Annotated in this window: 14 protein-coding genes; 3 read left to right on the top strand and 11 right to left on the bottom strand. The window is 65.1% G+C overall.

From position 1 onward, the window contains the following. Positions 1-7 precede the first annotated feature (7 nt). From G6P99_RS17885 to G6P99_RS17870, 4 genes are read right to left on the bottom strand one after another with little or no spacing between them, the layout of a single operon-like run. Entirely contained in the window at positions 8-1,231 is a 1,224-nt protein-coding gene (locus G6P99_RS17885; RefSeq protein ID WP_165128852.1) for an ABC transporter substrate-binding protein, read from the bottom strand. Between the two features lie 25 nt (positions 1,232-1,256). Beyond that, entirely contained in the window at positions 1,257-2,219 is a 963-nt protein-coding gene (locus tag G6P99_RS17880; RefSeq protein ID WP_165128849.1) for a PDR/VanB family oxidoreductase, read from the bottom strand. Between the two features lie 12 nt (positions 2,220-2,231). Then, the gene (locus G6P99_RS17875) at positions 2,232-3,551 is read right to left on the bottom strand and encodes a Rieske 2Fe-2S domain-containing protein (RefSeq protein WP_165128847.1); all 1,320 of its coding nucleotides are present in this window, start codon (positions 3,549-3,551) and stop codon (positions 2,232-2,234) included. A 13-nt stretch (positions 3,552-3,564) separates the two neighbouring features. Then, positions 3,565-3,891: a hypothetical protein gene (locus G6P99_RS17870; protein ID WP_165128837.1), complete on the bottom strand. Its 327-nt coding sequence runs from the start codon at positions 3,889-3,891 to the stop codon at positions 3,565-3,567. Between the two features lie 190 nt (positions 3,892-4,081). On the opposite strand from G6P99_RS17870, the gene G6P99_RS17865 reads away from it, so the two are divergent. Further along, a complete protein-coding gene (locus tag G6P99_RS17865; RefSeq protein ID WP_029080636.1) occupies positions 4,082-4,576 on the top strand; it encodes a MarR family winged helix-turn-helix transcriptional regulator in 495 nt (164 codons plus the stop codon). 20 nt (positions 4,577-4,596) lie between these two features. On the opposite strand, the gene G6P99_RS17860 is transcribed toward G6P99_RS17865, so the two are convergent. From G6P99_RS17860 to G6P99_RS17845, 4 genes are read right to left on the bottom strand one after another with little or no spacing between them, the layout of a single operon-like run. Further along, the gene (locus G6P99_RS17860; RefSeq protein WP_029080637.1) at positions 4,597-5,790 is read right to left on the bottom strand and encodes a CaiB/BaiF CoA transferase family protein; all 1,194 of its coding nucleotides are present in this window, start codon (positions 5,788-5,790) and stop codon (positions 4,597-4,599) included. Positions 5,791-5,800: 10 nt separating this feature from the next. After that, positions 5,801-8,029 carry an acyl-CoA dehydrogenase family protein gene (locus tag G6P99_RS17855; RefSeq protein WP_029080638.1) on the bottom strand — a complete coding sequence of 743 codons (2,229 nt, stop codon included), beginning with the start codon at positions 8,027-8,029 and terminating at the stop codon, positions 5,801-5,803. Positions 8,030-8,037: 8 nt separating this feature from the next. Beyond that, the gene (locus G6P99_RS17850; protein ID WP_029080639.1) at positions 8,038-8,847 is read right to left on the bottom strand and encodes an enoyl-CoA hydratase/isomerase family protein; all 810 of its coding nucleotides are present in this window, start codon (positions 8,845-8,847) and stop codon (positions 8,038-8,040) included. A 57-nt stretch (positions 8,848-8,904) separates the two neighbouring features. Continuing rightward, positions 8,905-9,771, bottom strand: coding sequence for a FadR/GntR family transcriptional regulator (locus tag G6P99_RS17845; RefSeq protein ID WP_051346190.1), 867 nt, complete (start codon positions 9,769-9,771; stop codon positions 8,905-8,907). Between the two features lie 83 nt (positions 9,772-9,854). Between G6P99_RS17845 and G6P99_RS17840 the strand changes: the two genes are divergently transcribed. Both G6P99_RS17840 and G6P99_RS17835 read left to right on the top strand, forming a co-directional pair. Continuing rightward, positions 9,855-10,994, top strand: coding sequence for an acyl-CoA dehydrogenase family protein (locus G6P99_RS17840; protein WP_029080640.1), 1,140 nt, complete (start codon positions 9,855-9,857; stop codon positions 10,992-10,994). Positions 10,995-11,048: 54 nt separating this feature from the next. Beyond that, complete coding sequence (locus tag G6P99_RS17835; RefSeq protein WP_029080641.1) at positions 11,049-12,251, top strand: ABC transporter substrate-binding protein; 1,203 nt, start codon at positions 11,049-11,051, stop codon at positions 12,249-12,251. Positions 12,252-12,289: 38 nt separating this feature from the next. Here G6P99_RS17835 and hutU read toward each other — a convergent pair whose 3' ends face one another. Genes hutU through hutI form a run of 3 tightly spaced genes read right to left on the bottom strand, consistent with a single transcriptional unit; the run spans position 12,290 to position 16,775 of the window. Beyond that, positions 12,290-13,960: a urocanate hydratase gene (gene hutU, locus G6P99_RS17830; RefSeq protein ID WP_029080642.1), complete on the bottom strand. Its 1,671-nt coding sequence runs from the start codon at positions 13,958-13,960 to the stop codon at positions 12,290-12,292. 44 nt (positions 13,961-14,004) lie between these two features. Then, on the bottom strand, positions 14,005-15,564 hold the full coding sequence (hutH, locus tag G6P99_RS17825; protein ID WP_029080643.1) for a histidine ammonia-lyase: 1,560 nt from the start codon (positions 15,562-15,564) through the stop codon (positions 14,005-14,007). Then, positions 15,561-16,775 (bottom strand): imidazolonepropionase, encoded by a 1,215-nt coding sequence (gene hutI / locus G6P99_RS17820; protein WP_029080644.1) that lies wholly within the window; start codon positions 16,773-16,775, stop codon positions 15,561-15,563. The genes hutH and hutI overlap by 4 nt, the downstream gene beginning before the upstream one ends. Positions 16,776-16,829: the final 54 nt, after the last annotated feature.

Here is a 16,829-nt window from a genome sequence, read left to right as displayed (position 1 = left end):
CAAACGTTCAATTGCTCTTCGATGGTTCGACGAGCGAGCAGCCGCCCTGATCAAGCGGCCGAAACGCCTCGGGCCCCGACAGCACGCCGACCTGCTCCAGCAGATCCCACTTGCTCTTCGACGTAGTCGAGCTCTTCACCTTGAAGATGTACATGTTGTGAATGGCGCGGCCGTCCGCGCGAACGACAACCGGCCCGAACAAGGCGTCATCGATCGGCGTCTCCTTCAGCTTGCGGATCACGGCCTGGGCATCGTTGGCGCCTGCCGCGAGCGCCGCGTTCAGATAGGCCAGCACCGAAGAATAGACGCCGGCATGGAACGCGGTCGGCGACTGTCCATGTTGCCGCTCGCTGAACCTGGCCGACCAGGCCCGGCTGGCATCGTTGAGGTTCCAGTAGAACGGCTGGGTGATGATCAGCCCTTCCCCGACCGCAAGCCCGCTGGATTCGACATCGTTGGTGGTGGTCAGCAGCGCCGCGAAGGTCCGCCCGCTCTGCTTCAGCCCGAATTCTGCGGATTGCTTGATCAGGCTGACCGTGTCGCCGCCTGCCGTTGCGAACGCGATCACATCCGCGCCCGAACCTTCGGCCTGCAGAATGAACGAGGCATAGTCGGCATTGTTGATGGGCACATTGACCGACCCGAGCACGGTGCCGCCGCCAATGCCGATCACCGCCGTGCCGTCGCGCACCATCGACTTGCCGAGCGCATTGTCGGTCGCGATGAAGTACCACTTCTTGCCGCCGTGACGGACGAGGTAGGCGCCGATCGTATGCGAGGCCGCCCAGGTGTCGAACGTCCACTGGACCGTGTTGGGCGAGCAGAATTTCCCGGTCAGGTCCGAGGACGCCGCGCTCGATGCGATCAGCGCCGCCTTGGTGCCGCGAACGACCTCGTTGACGGCGAGCCCAACGGCCGAGTTCGGCACGTCGGCGACCGCATCGACCTTCTCCTGGTCGATCCAGCGGCGCGCAATCGCAGCTCCGACGTCCGCCTTGTTCTGGTGATCGGCCGAAACGATCTCGACCTTGATATCAGGATGAAGCCGCATGAAATCCTCGGCGGCCATTTTCGCTGATGTGACCGACCCTTCGCCGGCATTGTCCGAGTAAGGACCGGACGCGTCGTTGAGCACGCCGATCTTCAAGGTGCGCGCAGCGTCCACCGATGCGGAAGAACTGGCCCAAACGGCCAGCAGCGATATTCCGACTATACGCGAAAGATATTTCACTGTTTTCACCCCTACGTCGTTGCTTTCAGAGATCGAGCACCAAGGTGCGGGACCTGGCACCCGAGCAGCAGATCATGATGCTCTTGTTCGTCGCGTGCTCTTCCTCGCTCAGGAACTGGTCGCGATGATCGGGGATGCCCTCGAGCACGCCCGTCTCGCAGGTGCCACAGACCCCCTCAGCGCAGGCGTAGTTCACCGCAATTCCGGCATCGAGCAGCGCATCGAGGATCGTCTTGCCGGCATCGACCGCAATGGTGCGATTGCTCCGCGCGAGCCTGACGTCGAAGCTGCCTTCTGTGGCCGGAGCTTCGCGCGCCTGGAAATACTCGACATGCACGTGACCGGCCGGACGATCGGCGGTCGCCGCCTCGAATGCTTCGAGCATCGGCACCGGGCCGCAGCAGTAAAGATGCGCGTGAGCCGGTGCGTTCTTGACGATGGCCGGGATGTCGAAGACGCGTCCCGATCGCTCGTCATCGAAATCGACATGCATGTTCAAATGGACATCCGGTCGAAGCGCAGCGAGCTCGTCAAGAAACGCGGCGGCGGCGCGGGTCCTTGCGGCGTAGAACAGCTCCCAGCGGCGTCCCAGCGCCTCCAGCCGTCGCATCATGGACAATAGCGGCGTGATGCCGATGCCGCCCGCGATCAGGATCGAGTGCTCGGCCTCTTCGCGAAGCGAGAAGTTGTTTCGTGGTCGAGATACCCTGAGGATATCTCCCGCCTTGATGCAGTCGTGGACGAAGCTGGAGCCGCCCCGGCTCTCACCATCCCTGCTGACCGCGATGACATAGCGCTGCCGTTCGCGCTGGTCGTTGACCAGCGAGTAGCTGCGGATCATGCCGTTCGGCAAATGCAGATCGATGTGGCTGCCGGCCGTAAACGGCACGAGCTCGCCGCTCGCCCGGGCGATCAGCTCGTAGGAATTGATCCGCTCAGCCTCATAGCCGATGCGCTTGACGAGCACGTCCTGCGTCGCGTCAGCCATGGCGGGATGCGCTCACAGCTCGTAGCCGAAATCGGCGCCAAGCTTCGCCCGCATAAACGGCGCGGCGACATCGACCCAGGAATCCTCCGGCGGCAGCCGCAACGACACCGCCCGCACCATGAACACGTCGGGGTCCGAGACGCCCTTGGGCTTGATCGCGTGATCGCGATAGGCACCAAGCGCTTCGAGAATGAAGCGCCGCGTCATCGCGATGCCGGTGTCGCTCGAGCAGAGCGTCTCCTTGGAGCGATCGAAGATCGGCGAGACGCCGCTCTGGCAGGCGCCGTCCTGCACCCACAGACCCGGCAGGCCCGAGAACCAGGTGGTCCGCTGCGCCTCGTGGTCGAACTGAAAGCCGTTCTGCGGATTGTATTTGGTCCAGTAGCCCGCGTATGGGACCGTCACCGGGTGCTGCACCAGGGCGTGGCGGCTGGCGTGGCCGCTTTCGCGGCCCTTGTGTCCTTCGGCAAAGACCTGCCGCGTCTTCTCCAGCAGCGGCTCCGACGGATGATAGGAGAACATGATGCAGAGCGTGTTCTCGTCATCGATCGGCACCCAGGCGTGCCCGCTCAGATCCGGGAAGGGCGACAGCGGCGGCACCAGCGTATAGAACGGCAGCATGAACTGGTTGACGCGCCAATACAGCGTGTTGGCGTCGTAGTTGCGCCGCGCCGCGATGCTCATGCCAAAGTCCTGCTTGATGCATTCGAAGGTCGGGCGCAGGTCGCGTTTCTGGATCCAGGCGCTCGTCGTGCCCTGGGCATCGAGCCGTCCATGCAGCAGCGGCGCATGCGCCGAGTCGATCTCGCCTTCGACCGCTTGCAGCCAGTTGCACTCCTGAACGCGAACCGAAATGTGCACCTGCTCTGCCGGCACCAGATTCCATTCGAGGTTCGGCAGCGGCGGAAGTTCGGCCTGGTCGGGACCCATATAAGTCCAGATCATTCCGTTGCGTTCCTTGCAGGGATAGGCCTTGATCCGCACCCGTTCCTTGAGGCGGCTGCGCACCGGCTCAGCCGGCATGTCCATCACCGCGCCGGTGACGTCGAACTTCCAGCCGTGATAGACGCAGCGCAGCCCGCAATCCTCGTTTCGGCCAAAGATCAGCGGCGCGCCGCGATGCGGGCACGCCTGGTCGACCAACCCGACACGCCCCTCGGTGTCGCGGAAGGCGACCAGATCCTCGCCGAGCAACCGGATACGCTTCGGCTGCCCGTCCCTGGCGAGGTCCGCCGACGGCAGGAAGGGGATCCAGTACAGGCGGAAGAGATCGCCGAGCGACGTGCCCTTGCCGACCCTCACTAGGCGTTCATTGTCTTCGCGCGAGAGCATGGGTGTGCCTCCTTCAATTGCGTTTGGTCGGGCCCGCCGCACCGCCGAGAAGCGCGGCGACGCGGTCAGACAGTCCGAGATCCTGAGCGGACCAAAGCGGATCGGATGCAGTGAGCGGCCTTCTTGGAACGGGAGGCTGCTTGCCCTCCTCCACGAGGCCGACGATCAGTTCGATGCGTCGCCGCTCAAGCTCCCGTAGAGCGTACTCGACGACGTCCGCTTCGGCCGTACACCCCGGGAGCTCGGGATAGGCGAGACGAACCCGCCACTGCCCCGGCTCGGTTTCGACCGCCTCGGCCTCCAGCAGATAGGGAATAGAGAGCAGCTCACGCAGGTCCAAGACCGACCTCCCCAGACGATGTCTTCGCATCGCATTTGATACGTATACGTACTACATTGCCGAATGGCTGACAAGGGCCATTGCATCGCCCTGCGAACTGACTCGGGCGGCGGTTCACCGCAGGGTTGAGGACGTCAAGCCAAGCTGCTAACGGCTAACGCGAATTCGCAAATCGGAGTCCAACGACGGCATGGCAGCCGACAAGGCAATGAAGACGAGCTCGGCCGCAGATGTTGCGCGCAACTGGCAACTGGAAGGCGGCGTCGGATTTCTGCTGCGGCTGCTGGAGGCCCGCTACGACGGGCTTTACCAAAGCATGACGCGCCAGAGCGACATCACGCCGCGGCAGTTTGGCGTGCTGATGGCGCTGTACCAATTGGGCCCGCTTACCCCGTCCGTGCTGGCGGAGCGGATCAGCTGCGACCGCAACACGCTCAGCGAAATGCTGAAGCGGATGGTTGCGCGCCGGCTGGTCGCGAAGAAGGACAATCCGGACGACCGCCGCTCGCTTCAGGTGCAGATCACGGCCAAGGGCGAGGAAGCGCTTCTCGCCGTCATTCCGGCCGCAGCTGCGCTGCAAGAGATCATGCTGGCTCCCTTGCGCAAGGAAGACCGCTCGCACTTCCTGAAATGCCTGCTGGCGATCGCGAAGGCTCCGCCGCCGGACGCGCCGTCCGAGACCTGAAATCGCCGGTCCCTGCCGGCCTAGGCCGGCGCCTTGCCAAATGTGCCCGCAGCGGCGAGTGCTGCGATCTCGTCGGGCGACAATCCAAGAAGCTGGGACAACACGTCGTCCCGCTGCGCACCGATCCCGGGAACCTGACGCCCGATCGGCGTATCGGCCCCGGACATCTGCCATGGCGCATTGACGCCGACGAATTCGCCGGCACCGTCCGCAACCGTCCCGAATACGCCGCGCTGGCGCAAATGAGGATCGCTCAGCGCTGCACCGGGTGCGCGATATTCGGCGCAGGGAACGCCGGCGCGGTCCAGCGCCGCAACGCATTCGGCGATGGTGTGGCGCTCGGTCCATTGCTCGATCACCTGCATCATGGCGGTCCAGTTGGCGCCGCGCGCCGGAATGCTCGCAAAGCGCGGGTCGTTCACGAGCTCATCCTGCCCTGTCACCTCGCACAGCGCCGCAAAGTTGCGCGGCGTGACCGGGGCGATCAGGATATCGCCATCGCGCGTGCGCACGGGGCCATAGGTCGGACGCGGTGAGTGGATCGGGAATTGCGCCTCCTGAAGCTCGTAGACCAAGAGGTTCAGCATGCAATCCATCAATGCCACGTCGACGCGCTGCCCTTTGCCGGTGCGCGCACGCTGGACCATCGCAGTCTGGATCGCGGAATAGCCGAAAATGCCGCCGAGGATATCGGCGACAAAGATCGCCCCGGCCGCCGGTCGCTCCCGGTCGCCGGCATAGCGCATCAGCGAGGTATCGAATCCGCTCTCGGCATGCACGATCATGGCATAGGCCGCACGCTCGGCAGCGGGGCCTGTCTGTCCATAGCCCGAGATCGAGCAATAGATCAGCCGTGGATTGATCTCGCGAAGCGCTTCGTAGCCAAGGCCGAGGCGGTCCATGACCCCCGGACGGAAATTCTCGACGACGATGTCCGCCTCCGCGACCATGCGATGCACGAGCTTGATGGCATCGGCGTTCTTCAAGTCCAGCGCCAGGCTGCGCTTGCCGGCATTGAGCTGGCCGAAATAGGTGCTGTGGCCTTCGCGCAGCGGCGTCCGCAACCGCATGTCGTCGCCCTCAGGCGGCTCGATCTTGATGACCTCGGCGCCGACGTCGGCAAGCAGCCGCGCGCAATAGGGCCCCGCCACCATGATGGAAAAATCCAGCACGCGCACACCGGCAAGCGGCGCCCCGTCGCTATCCTTCTGCATCCGATTTCTCCTACCTCGGCAATCCGAGCGCGCGCTGCGCGATCAGGCTGCGCTGAATTTCGTTGGTCCCGATGCTGATCACCCACATCAGCGAATGCCGCAGGTTTTGCTCGAAGCGGCCATTGTCGATCGCGCCCGGCATCTGCTCGGACAGCGCGGCACGCATGCCGAAAATGTCGAGCGCAGCCTCGCCGAAGCGCTCCATCAGCTCAGCGGAGAACACCTTGCTGATAGCGCCATATTCCGGCGGCGTCACACCATCGGCGGCGAGCTCGGCGCAATGCATCATCAAGAGACGACCGATCTCGATTTCGGACGCCAAGGTCGCGATCCTGTTGCGGACGATCGGGTCATCCGCCAGGGACCGATCGCCGATGACATGCGCACGCAATCGTTCGAAAGCATGGGCGACCTTCAGAACGATTCCGCCACCAACCAACCCCCGCTCGAAGGCCAGCGCACCAGCCAGCACTTTCCAGCCGCCATTGACCTCGCCAACGAGGTTTTCGGCGGGAATGCGGACGTTGTCGTAGAAGATGTTGGCGAACGTGCCGTCATACATCGTAACCGACGGACGAATCGTGATGCCCGGCGCATCCATCGGCACGATGAACATGCTGATCCCGGCGTGCGGCGGCCTCGCATCCTTGTCGGTCCGCGCGGCGAGGAACATGTACTTGCCCCACCAGGTGGTGGTCCAGATCTTCTGGCCGTTGATCACCCAGTGGCCGCCGTCCCGGATAGCGCTGGTGCGCAGTGCGGCCAGATCGGAGCCCGCCTGCGGCTCGCTGTAACCCATGCCGTGCATGGCTTCGCCGCGCAGGATTTCCGGAAGGTATTGTTGCTGCTGCTCCGGCGTGCCGAACATCATCAGCGCGTTGGCCTGGATCGCCGCGCCGATCCGCGGTGCCTCGCCCCGCTCCATCGTCTCCATGAAGGCGATCTGCTCCAGCGGAGAGCGCGCCTGGCCGCCGAATTGTTGCGGCCATCCGAGGCCGATCCACCCGGTCTCACCGATGTCGCGGGCGAAGCTCGCATCGAACTCGCGCTTGGCGAATGGCCTCTGGTCGAACGCATTCTTCCGGCTTCCGGTCCAATTTTGCTCGAGCCAAAGCCGGACCTGCTCGCGCAACGCATTGCCGGCCGACCCGAGGTCGTATTGCGGCAGCCCAGCGCCGCGCGCGTCCAGCAGCCGTGCCGCCAGCCGGCGTTTCGCATCCGCCGCGCCGCCAAGCGCGATCGTATCGAGGTGCACCCGCTTGAAATGGGCCGGCGCCTCGTGCTCCTCGGCATAGCCGATCGCACCGAAAATATGCTGGGTCTCCAGCGAAACCCGCCGCAACGCATCGCCCGAGAATGCCGATGCGCAATCGGCAAAGTAGCGCCAGTCGTCGTCGCCAGCATCATGCAATCTGGCGGTATGCTCCAGGATCAACCTGACGCCCTCGAGCGCGATCAGGCCGTTTGCCAGCTTGTGCTGAATGGCCTGGAATTTTCCGATCGGTTGCCCGAACTGATGCCTTTCCTTGGCATAGTCCACCGCCAGATCGAACGCGCGCCGGGCGGCACCATAAGCGCGCGCGATCAACGCCACCTTGCCCTTGCGGCGGAGATCGCCGGCATCGACCGGACCGAGCGGAATCAGCGTGGCCGGCGCAGCGCTCAGCCTGATCTCGTAGAGCGCTGACGCGCCCATCGCCCGGGTCGCGACGCACGCGACGCCGGGAGCGCCGAGGTCGATCAGCGCGAAACGAGACTGATCGAGAGCGACCAGGAGATGCGTCGCGCTTGCCGCAGCCTCGACGAAGCGGAGCACTCCTGTTGCGTTGAGGCCCGCAACCTGGATCGAGCCCGCGCCGGGATCGGGATCCAGCGCGGCGAATGAGAAGGCAACAATCGCCTTGCCGGAATGCAGCCGCTCCAGCAAGTCGACGGCAGCAGCGATCTGCGACCCGGACACCGCAAGATTGGCGAGCGCCGCGGACCACATCGGCGCCGGACATCCGGCGCGGCCAAGCTCCGCCATGACGACGAGTATCTCGGCGAGCCCACCTTCGCCACCCTCGGCGCCGAGCGCTGCGACGCCCTGCCCGACGAGCCTGCGCCAGATCGCCGCGACGTCCTCCGGTGAGGCAGAGGCAGCCTGGCCACGTGTGCGCCAATGCTCATCCAGGAAGCCACGCAAGGAGTCACGCAGCATCCCTGTGACGTCGTCTCCCGACGGTTCGGTCGCGACCATCGCCCAGGCTATACCTGGCCGAACCTGGGCTTGCGCTTCTCCTTGAACGACATGGTCGCTTCCTTGTGGTCGGCGGTCTCGAATGTCACCTGCTCGAGCGCCATCGAGGCCTCCAGCAGCATATTGACGCGCTCCTTGACGATCTGGTTGATCGACAGCTTGGTCCAGCGAATGGCCCAGGTCGGACCGTTCGCGAGCTCGACCGCGATCTCGCGGGCCTTGGCCAGCACCTCCGCGCGCGGCGCGACGTGATTGACCAGCCCAATCCGCTCCGCCTCCCTGCCCTTCAGCAGCGTGCCGCGGATCAAGAATTCCTTGGCCTTGTTGATGCCGATCAACAGCGGCCAGATCACCGTGCCGCCGTCGCCCGCGACCAGACCGACACGCGAGACGTGGGTGTCACCGATCCGGGCGTCCTCGGCCATCACCGTGATGTCACAGAGCAATGCATGAGTCGCAGCAAGTCCGATGGCGTCGCCGTTGATCGCCGCGATGATCGGCTTGTCGAGCTCGAGCTGGCGGGTGACGCCGCGCCGGCTGATCATGGGATCGTGCACCTCGCCCTCTTCGAGTACGTCGCCGCCCGGCCGCTCCGACATCGCCTTCACGTCGCCGCCGACGCTGAAGAAGTCGCCGGCGCCGGTCAGCACCACGGCATTGACGGCATGGTCGTCAGCAAGATCGTCCCAAATCGTCCGCAGTTCGCGGATCAGCTTCTGATTGATGGCATTGCGGGCCTGCGGACGGTTCAAGGTCACGGTTGCGACCTTGTCCACAACCTCGACCGTCAGACATTCATACTTGGCGTAATTGGACACGTTTTCCTCCCTTGTTATTGCTGTTTGAGCGTTGATTTGTTCTGCCGGCCCGGCGCGCTACCGGCGCATCCCCGGCTGCACGTCCGCCAAGGCAACGTGAAGCGACATCGCGCCCGGATCCTGCTCCAGCATGCGCTGCACGGATTCGAGGTGCGACCGCAGCAGCCGGCTCGCCAGCGCCACGTCGCGCTCGCTCAGCGCCGCCAGGAATTGCCGCCGCTTCTCTGCGAGCCGCGCCATCGCGACCCCGCTCGAGGCGACCTTGGCATAGACGAAGCGCATATGGATCTCGGTGACGGAATCCACGATCATCGCGATCACCTTGTTGCCGGTCGACGCCGCGAGCAGCTTGTAGAACTCGCGCGAACACTCGACCCGATCGAGCAGCCGGCCCTCCTTCGTAGCGAGCTCCGTCCGCTCAATATTGGCTTCGAGCGCGTCGAGGTCGACGCGCCGCGCATTCGCACAGGCCAGCTGCACCACGAGGTCGAGCACATGAACCCTCGCCTCCGACAACTCCCGCACCGAAATCGTGCCGAGGCTCAGCATGTCGCGCATGACCTCGTTCATGCGGCGCGTATCGCCCTGTTGGATGAAGGCGCCGCCCTTGACGCCCTTCTGCAGCCGCAGCACGCCGGCCATCTCGAGGCTGCGCAGCGCCTCGCGCAGCACGTTCCTGCTGACGCCGAGCTGCTGCGCCAGCTCACGCTCGGCCGGCAGCTTGTCGCCGGGCTTCAGCACGCCGAGCGCCAGCTGCTCGCGAATGCGCTCACAGATCTCCTCGAACGTCCGCCTGGTGTGGATCGGCTTGAAGGTCGGCGCGGCCGCGGAGCCCGCGGCACGAAGATCGGTGGCCCGCTCCCGCCGGTTCGGCGAGGCGGTACGAGGGCGCTGCGGCGCGCGAGGGCTTGACTTGGTGCTCATGCGGTGAATTATTAAATGGATCACCCATTCAATGGAAGTCCCTTTTTGGCTTCCGGCAAAGAAAACAAAACGGGGAGTTCCGTATGAGTTTTTCCGAGGAGCAGGTCGCATTCCGTGACAACGTGCGCAGGATGGTCGCCAGGCACGTGGCGCCGATCGCCGCCGAGATCGACGAGACCGACCGCTTCCCGCTTGAGCTGGTCAAGCTGTTCGGCGAGATGGGACTGATGCAGCTCTGGGTGCCGGAGCGTTATGGCGGCCCGAACGGCAATCTGACCATGGCCTGCATCGCGCGGGAGGAGATCTCGAAGGTCTCGCCCGCTTGCGCGTCGATAGCGGCACTCAACACCATGTTCATCATGCCGCTGCTGCATTTCGGCTCGGAAGAGCAGCGCCGGAAATATCTGCCCATCATCGCCGAGGGCGGCATCGTCACCGCGATCGCGATTTCCGAGCCGCAGGCCGGCTCCGATGTCGCCGCGCTCAACACCCGCGCCCGGAAGGACGGCGACAGCTACGTCCTCAACGGCCGCAAGCAATGGTGCAGCTACGGCGTCGTCGCCGACTATATCGTGGTGATGGCGCGGACCAGTGACGGCGCCGGCGCTGATGGCATCAGCGCCTTCATCGTCGAGCCGAAAAAGATGCCGGGCGTCTCGTTCGGCCGCCATGAGCGCAAGATGGGGTTTCGCGGCGCCCCCAACACGCCGATCTTCTTCGACAATGTCCGGGTCCCGGCCGAGAATCTCGTCGGCGAGGAAGGCAAGGGTTTTCGCGCGTCGATGCGCGCGCTCGACCTCAACCGCCCTACCATCGGCGCCCAGTCGGTCGGCCTGGCGCAGGGCGCGCTCGATGCCTGCATCGCCTACGCCAAGGAGCGCAAGCAGTTCAAGAAGCCGATCGCCGAGTTCCAGGGCGTGCAGTTCATGCTCGCCGACATGGCCATGCAGATCGAGGCTGCCCGCGCACTGGTCTATGAATGCGCCCGCGCCGGCGATGCCGGGGACTGGAAGCGCCTCAATGTGCTCGCCAGCATGGCCAAATGCGTCGGCAGCGACATGGCGATGAAGGTGACGACCGACGCCGTCCAGATCTTCGGCGGCTACGGCTACACCATGGACTATCCGGTCGAGCGCATGATGCGCGACGCCAAGCTGACCCAGATTTTTGAAGGCACCAACCAGATCCAGCGCGTGGTGATCGCCCGCGAGCTGCTGCGCTAGCGCAGATCGATTGCAACAAGAAACGAATTGCAGGGAGGAACGACCTTGAACCCCATCATCACCCGGGCGCTGGCGGCCGTCGCGCTGTCCGGCCTGCTGGCGGCACCTGCCGACGCGCAGAAGGCCTATGGTCCCGGCGCCAGCGACACCGAGATCAAGCTCGGCCAGTCGACGCCGCTGAGCGGCCCCGCCTCCGCTTTCGGCGCGGGCGCCGGGCGCGCCGTGGTCGGCTATTTCGAGATGTTGAACGCACGAGGAGGCATTAACGGCCGCAAGATCAACTTCACGCAGCTCGACAATGCCTACAGCGCGCCGAAGGCGGTCGAGCAATCGCGCAAGCTGATCGAGGACGTCGGCGTATTGGCCGAGGTCGGCACGATCGGCACCGCGCCCAACGTCGCGATCCAGAAATACCTCAACGGCAAGCAGGTGCCACAGCTCTTCATCACCGCCGGCGGACGCCGCTTCAACGATCCCAAGGCGTTCCCGTGGACCATCCCGCTCTATCCGGACTTCGAAACCGAAGGCCGCGTCGTCGCCAAGTACATATTGGCCGCAAAACCCGACGCCAGGATCGGCGTGCTTTACCAGAATGACGACTACGGCAAGGATTACCTCAAGGGCCTCCGCGCCGGCCTCGGCCCCAAGGCCGAGTTAATCGTCGCCCAGGCCTCCTACGAACTCGCCGACCCGACGATCGACTCGCAGATCGTCCAGCTCAAGGCCGCCGGCGTCGACACCCTGATCGAGCAGTCGTCGTCGAAGGCCGCCGCGCAATCGATCCGCAAGGTCTATGAGCTCGGCTGGAAGCCGCTGCATGTGATCGGCGGCTCGACGGCGTCGGTCGACACCATCCTGAAGCCGGCGGGCCTCGAAGCGTCGAAAGGACTGGTGACCACGCAGTTTCTCAAGCAGCCGGGCGATCCGGCCTGGGCCAAGGACGACGAAGTCAACGCCTACAAGGATTTCCTGAAAAAATACGCACCTTCGGCCAATCCGGACGACTATTCCGTGCTGGTCGCCTACATGAACGTGCATGCAGTGGAGTTGGCATTGCGCAAATGCGGCAATCAATTGACCCGCGAGAACCTGATCAAGGAGGCGACCTCGTTGAACGGCGAGCGGCTGCCGATGATGCTGCCGGGCATCTCGATCAGCACCCGGCCCGGCGACTACACGCCGTTCCGGACGCTGCGGATTGCGACATTCGATGGCGAGAGCTGGTCGCTGACCGGCGAACCGCTCTCGGCGGATTGAAATGCTTGGCGAGAACCCCGCTTCGCGCCAACGTCGACTCAGGCGCGCAAGCTCGGCAGATCAAGCCCATTGGCCCGGGCGCATTCGACCGCGGTCTCATAGCCGGCGTCGGCGTGACGCATGACGCCGGTCGCCGGATCGTTCCACAGCACGCGCTCGAGGCGGCGCGCCGCCTCCGGCGTGCCGTCGGCAACGATCACCATGCCGGCGTGCTGCGAGTAGCCGATGCCGACGCCGCCGCCATGGTGCAGTGACACCCAGGTCGCGCCGCTCGCACAGTTGAGCAGAGCGTTGAGCAACGGCCAATCCGACACCGCGTCCGAGCCATCGCGCATCGCCTCGGTCTCGCGGTTCGGGCTCGCCACCGAGCCGCTGTCGAGATGGTCGCGGCCGATCACGATCGGCGCCTTGAGTTCGCCGCGCGCCACCATCTCGTTGAAGGCAAGGCCGAGACGATGGCGGTCGCCGAGGCCGACCCAGCAAATTCGCGCCGGCAGCCCCTGAAACTTGATGCGCGCCTTGGCCATGTCTAGCCAATTGTGCAGATGGCTGTCGTTGGGCATCAGTTCCTTGACCTTGGCATCGGTCTTGAAGATGTCCTCGGGATCCCCTGACAGCGCCGCCCAGCGAAACGGTCCCACACCGCGGCAAAACAGCGGACGGATATAGGCCGGAACGAAGCCCGGAAAATCGAACGCCTGCTTCAGGCCCATGTCCTTCGCCATCTGGCGAATATTGTTGCCGTAGTCGAGCGTCGGGATTCCCTGCGCGTGGAAATCCAGCATGGCCTGGACGTGATCGACCATCGAGGTCTTGGCTGCGCTTTCCACGGCCTTCGGATCGGCGGCGCGCCTGGCTTCCCACTCGGCAAGCGTCCACCCCTTCGGCAGATAGCCGTTGATCGGATCGTGCGCGCTGGTCTGGTCGGTCACGATGTCCGGCCGCACGCCGCGGCGCACCAGTTCGGGAAAGATCTCGGCCGCGTTGCCGAGCAGGCCGACCGAAACCGGCTTTTGGCTCTTGGCCGCGTCAGCGATGATCGCCAGCGCTTCATCGAGCGTCGTCGCCTGGCGGTCGAGGTAACCCGTGCGCAAGCGCATCTCAATGCGGCTCGGCTGGCATTCCACCGCCAGCATCGAGGCGCCCGCCATCGTCGCGGCGAGCGGCTGCGCGCCGCCCATGCCGCCGAGGCCCGCCGTGAGGATCCATTTGCCGGCGAGACTGCCGCCATAATGCCGGCGCCCGACCTCGACAAACGTCTCGTAGGTCCCCTGCACGATCCCCTGGCTGCCGATATAGATCCATGACCCCGCCGTCATCTGGCCGAACATCATCAGGCCCTGCCGGTCGAGCTCGTTGAAATGATCGAGCGTTGCCCAATGCGGCACCAGGTTCGAATTCGCGATCAGGACGCGCGGCGCATCCGCATGGGTGCGGAAGATGCCGACCGGCTTGCCGGATTGCACCAGCAGCGTCTGGTCGCCTTCGAGCTTGCGCAGGGAGGCGGCAATCCGGTCAAAGCTCTCCCAGTCGCGCGCCGCACGTCCGATGCCGCCATAGACCACAAGCTCGCTCGGACGCTCGGCGACATCTGGATCCAGATTGTTCATCAGCATGCGCAGCGGTGCTTCCGTCAGCCAGCTCTTCGCGCTGATCTCGGGGCCGCGGGGAGCACGGATGACACGTTCGTTATCCAGTCGGCGGTTCATGACGGATGTTCCTGTGGGCTAAGCAAGTCTTCTAGGCAAGTCTTCTAGGCAAGTCTTGGAAACGGATCAGCTGAAAGGGCGGCGATCGCCGTGGCCGGTAACGTATCGGCCTCGATCAGCGCCGCAGCCTTGGCGAGATCGTCGGCCATGTAGCGATCAGCAGCGAGCGCCGGAACGTGCTCGCGCAACGCGGCGATGACGGCCGCGAGCGGCGCACTTGTCGAATGTGGTGCGCGCAAGGTGATGCCTTGCGCGGCGACCAGGAGCTCGATGCCGAGGATGGCGGCAAGGTTGTCGGCCATGTCGGACAGCCGGCGCGCGGCGTGCGCGGCCATCGAGACGTGATCCTCCTGATTGGCGCTGGTCGGCGTGGAGTCGATTGAGCACGGCATTGCGCGCTGCTTGTTCTCGGCATAGAGCGCCGCCGCCGTCACCTCGGCGATCATAAAGCCGGAATTGATGCCGGGCTCGGGCGTCAGGAACGGCGGCAGACCGAAGTTCAGGGCTGGGTCGACGAGGGTCGCGATCCGCCGCTCGCTGGTCGCGCCGATCTCAGCCAGACCGAGCGCGATCTGGTCGGCTGCGAACGCCACCGGCTCAGCATGAAAATTGCCGCCCGAGACGATCTCGCCGGTCTCAACCAGGACCAGCGGGTTGTCGGTCACGGCGTTGGCCTCGATGGTCAGCCCGCGCGCGGCTTGCGCGAGCAGATCGAGCACCGCGCCCGCGACCTGCGGCTGGCAGCGCAGACAATAAGGGTCCTGCACCCGCTCATCGCCTTCGAGGTGCGATTGCCTGATGTCGCTGCCGTCGAGCAGCGCAGTCAAGGCAGCTGCCGCGGCGATCTGCCCGTCATGGCCGCGCAATGCCTGGATTTCCGGGCGGAACGGCACCGTGGACGCCATCGCCGCGTCAACTGACAGCGCACCGGTCACCAGCGCGGCACGCGCCAGACGATGCGCGCGCAGCAGGCCGGAAATCGCATACGCGGTCGAAAACTGTGTGCCGTTGATCAGCGCAAGCCCCTCTTTGGGACCAAGCGTCAGCGGCGCGAGACCGGCGGCCGCAAGTGCCTCGCGGCCCGGCACGACCTTGCCGTCCACGACTGCCTGCCCTTCCCCGATCATGACCGCGGTCATATGGGCGAGCGGCGCCAGATCGCCGGAGGCCCCGACGGAGCCCTGCTGCGGCACCAGCGGATCAACGCCGCGCGCCAGCATGCCCTGCAACTGCTCGATGACGTCGCGGCGCACGCCGGACGCGCCGCGGCCGAGCGAGATCACTTTCAGCGCCATCATCAGGCGGACGATCGGCTCGGGCGTCGCTGGCCCGACCCCGCAGCAATGCGACAGGATGAGGTTGCGCTGAAGCAGTGCTGTTTGATCAGGCGCGATGCGCGTCGACGCCAGCTTCCCGAAGCCGGTATTGATGCCGTAGACGGGAACATCGATACGCGCGGCCTTCGCCACGATCTCCGCAGCCGCCTCGACGCGCGGCCAACACGACGGATCGAGCACGATGGTCGCGCCCGCAAGCACTCGCGCCAGCACGTCCAGGCCGACGGTTCCGGGTGTCACGACGACAGGCGCATCGCGGTCACTCATTGTCCCCTCCACACCCGGCTGTGCAGCGGGTTGAAGCCAATGCGGTAAACCAGTTCGGCCGGGCGCTCGATGTCCCAGATCGCGAAATCGCACCATTTGCCGGCTTCGAGCGTGCCGGTCTCGGCGAGCATGCCGAGCGCGCGCGCTCCTTCCCGCGTCACGCCGGCGAGACATTCAGCGACCGTCATCCGGAACAGCGTTGCGCCCATGTTCATCGCGAGCAAGAGCGAGGTGAGCGGCGAGCTGCCGGGATTGCAGTCGGTCGCCAGCGCCATCTGCACGCCGTGGGCGCGGAATAGCTCGACCGGCGGCTTCTGCGTTTCACGAATGAAGTAGAACGCGCCGGGCAGCAGGACCGCGACGGTCCCCGCCTTTGCCATCGCGGCGACGCCGGCTTCATCGGTGTGCTCCAGATGATCGGCTGATAGCGCGGAGAATCTTGCGGCGAGCGCTGCACCGCCAAGATTTGACAGTTGATCCGCATGCAGCTTCACGGGTAGTCCGAGCGTACGCGCCGCCTCGAACACCCGCGCCGTCTGCTCTCCGGAAAATGCAATGCCCTCCATGAAGCCGTCAACGGCATCGGCAAGACCGGCCTTGGCCACGGCCGGCAGCATCTCGTTGCAGACCAGATCGATGTAGCGATCCTTGTCGCCATCGGCTTCGGGCGGCAGCGCATGCGCACCGAGAAAGGACGTGCGGATCGCAACCTGCCGCAGCTGGCCGAGACTGCGTGCGGCGGCCAGCTGCCGCATCTCGGTCTCGGCATTCAGGCCATAGCCGGACTTGATCTCGACGGTGGTTGCGCCCTCGCCGACCAGCGCGTCGAGCCGCGGCAGTGCGCCGGCGACAAGCTCCGCCTCGGTCGCCTTGCGCGTCGCCGCCACGGTCGAGACGATGCCGCCGCCCGCGCGCGCGATCTCCTCATAGCTCGCGCCCTTTAGGCGAAGCTCGAACTCATGCGCGCGGTTGCCGCCAAAGACGAGATGGGTGTGGCAATCGACCAGCCCGGGCGTGATCCAGCGGCCGCCGCAATCGATCCGTTGAATGGCGTCCGCATCCACAGGAAAATCCGATTGCGCGCCCGCATAGACGATGCGGCCGTCACGCGCCGCGATCAGGCCCCGCTCGATCTCGCCGAGATCGGCGCGATCGCCGCGCATCGGGGCGAGCCGGGCGTTGTGCCAGATGCGGTCGAAACGCTCTGCCATGCGATCGTCCCCTCGAGGTGGGATGCTTGACTTATATGTCTAGACATATAATCG

The organism is Bradyrhizobium sp. 6(2017), assembly GCF_011058295.2.
Taxonomy (GTDB): Bacteria; Pseudomonadota; Alphaproteobacteria; order Rhizobiales; family Xanthobacteraceae; genus Bradyrhizobium; species Bradyrhizobium septentrionale.
The sequence above is the reverse complement of the archived record's forward strand: the minus strand, read 5'-3'. Positions and strand labels throughout refer to the sequence as shown.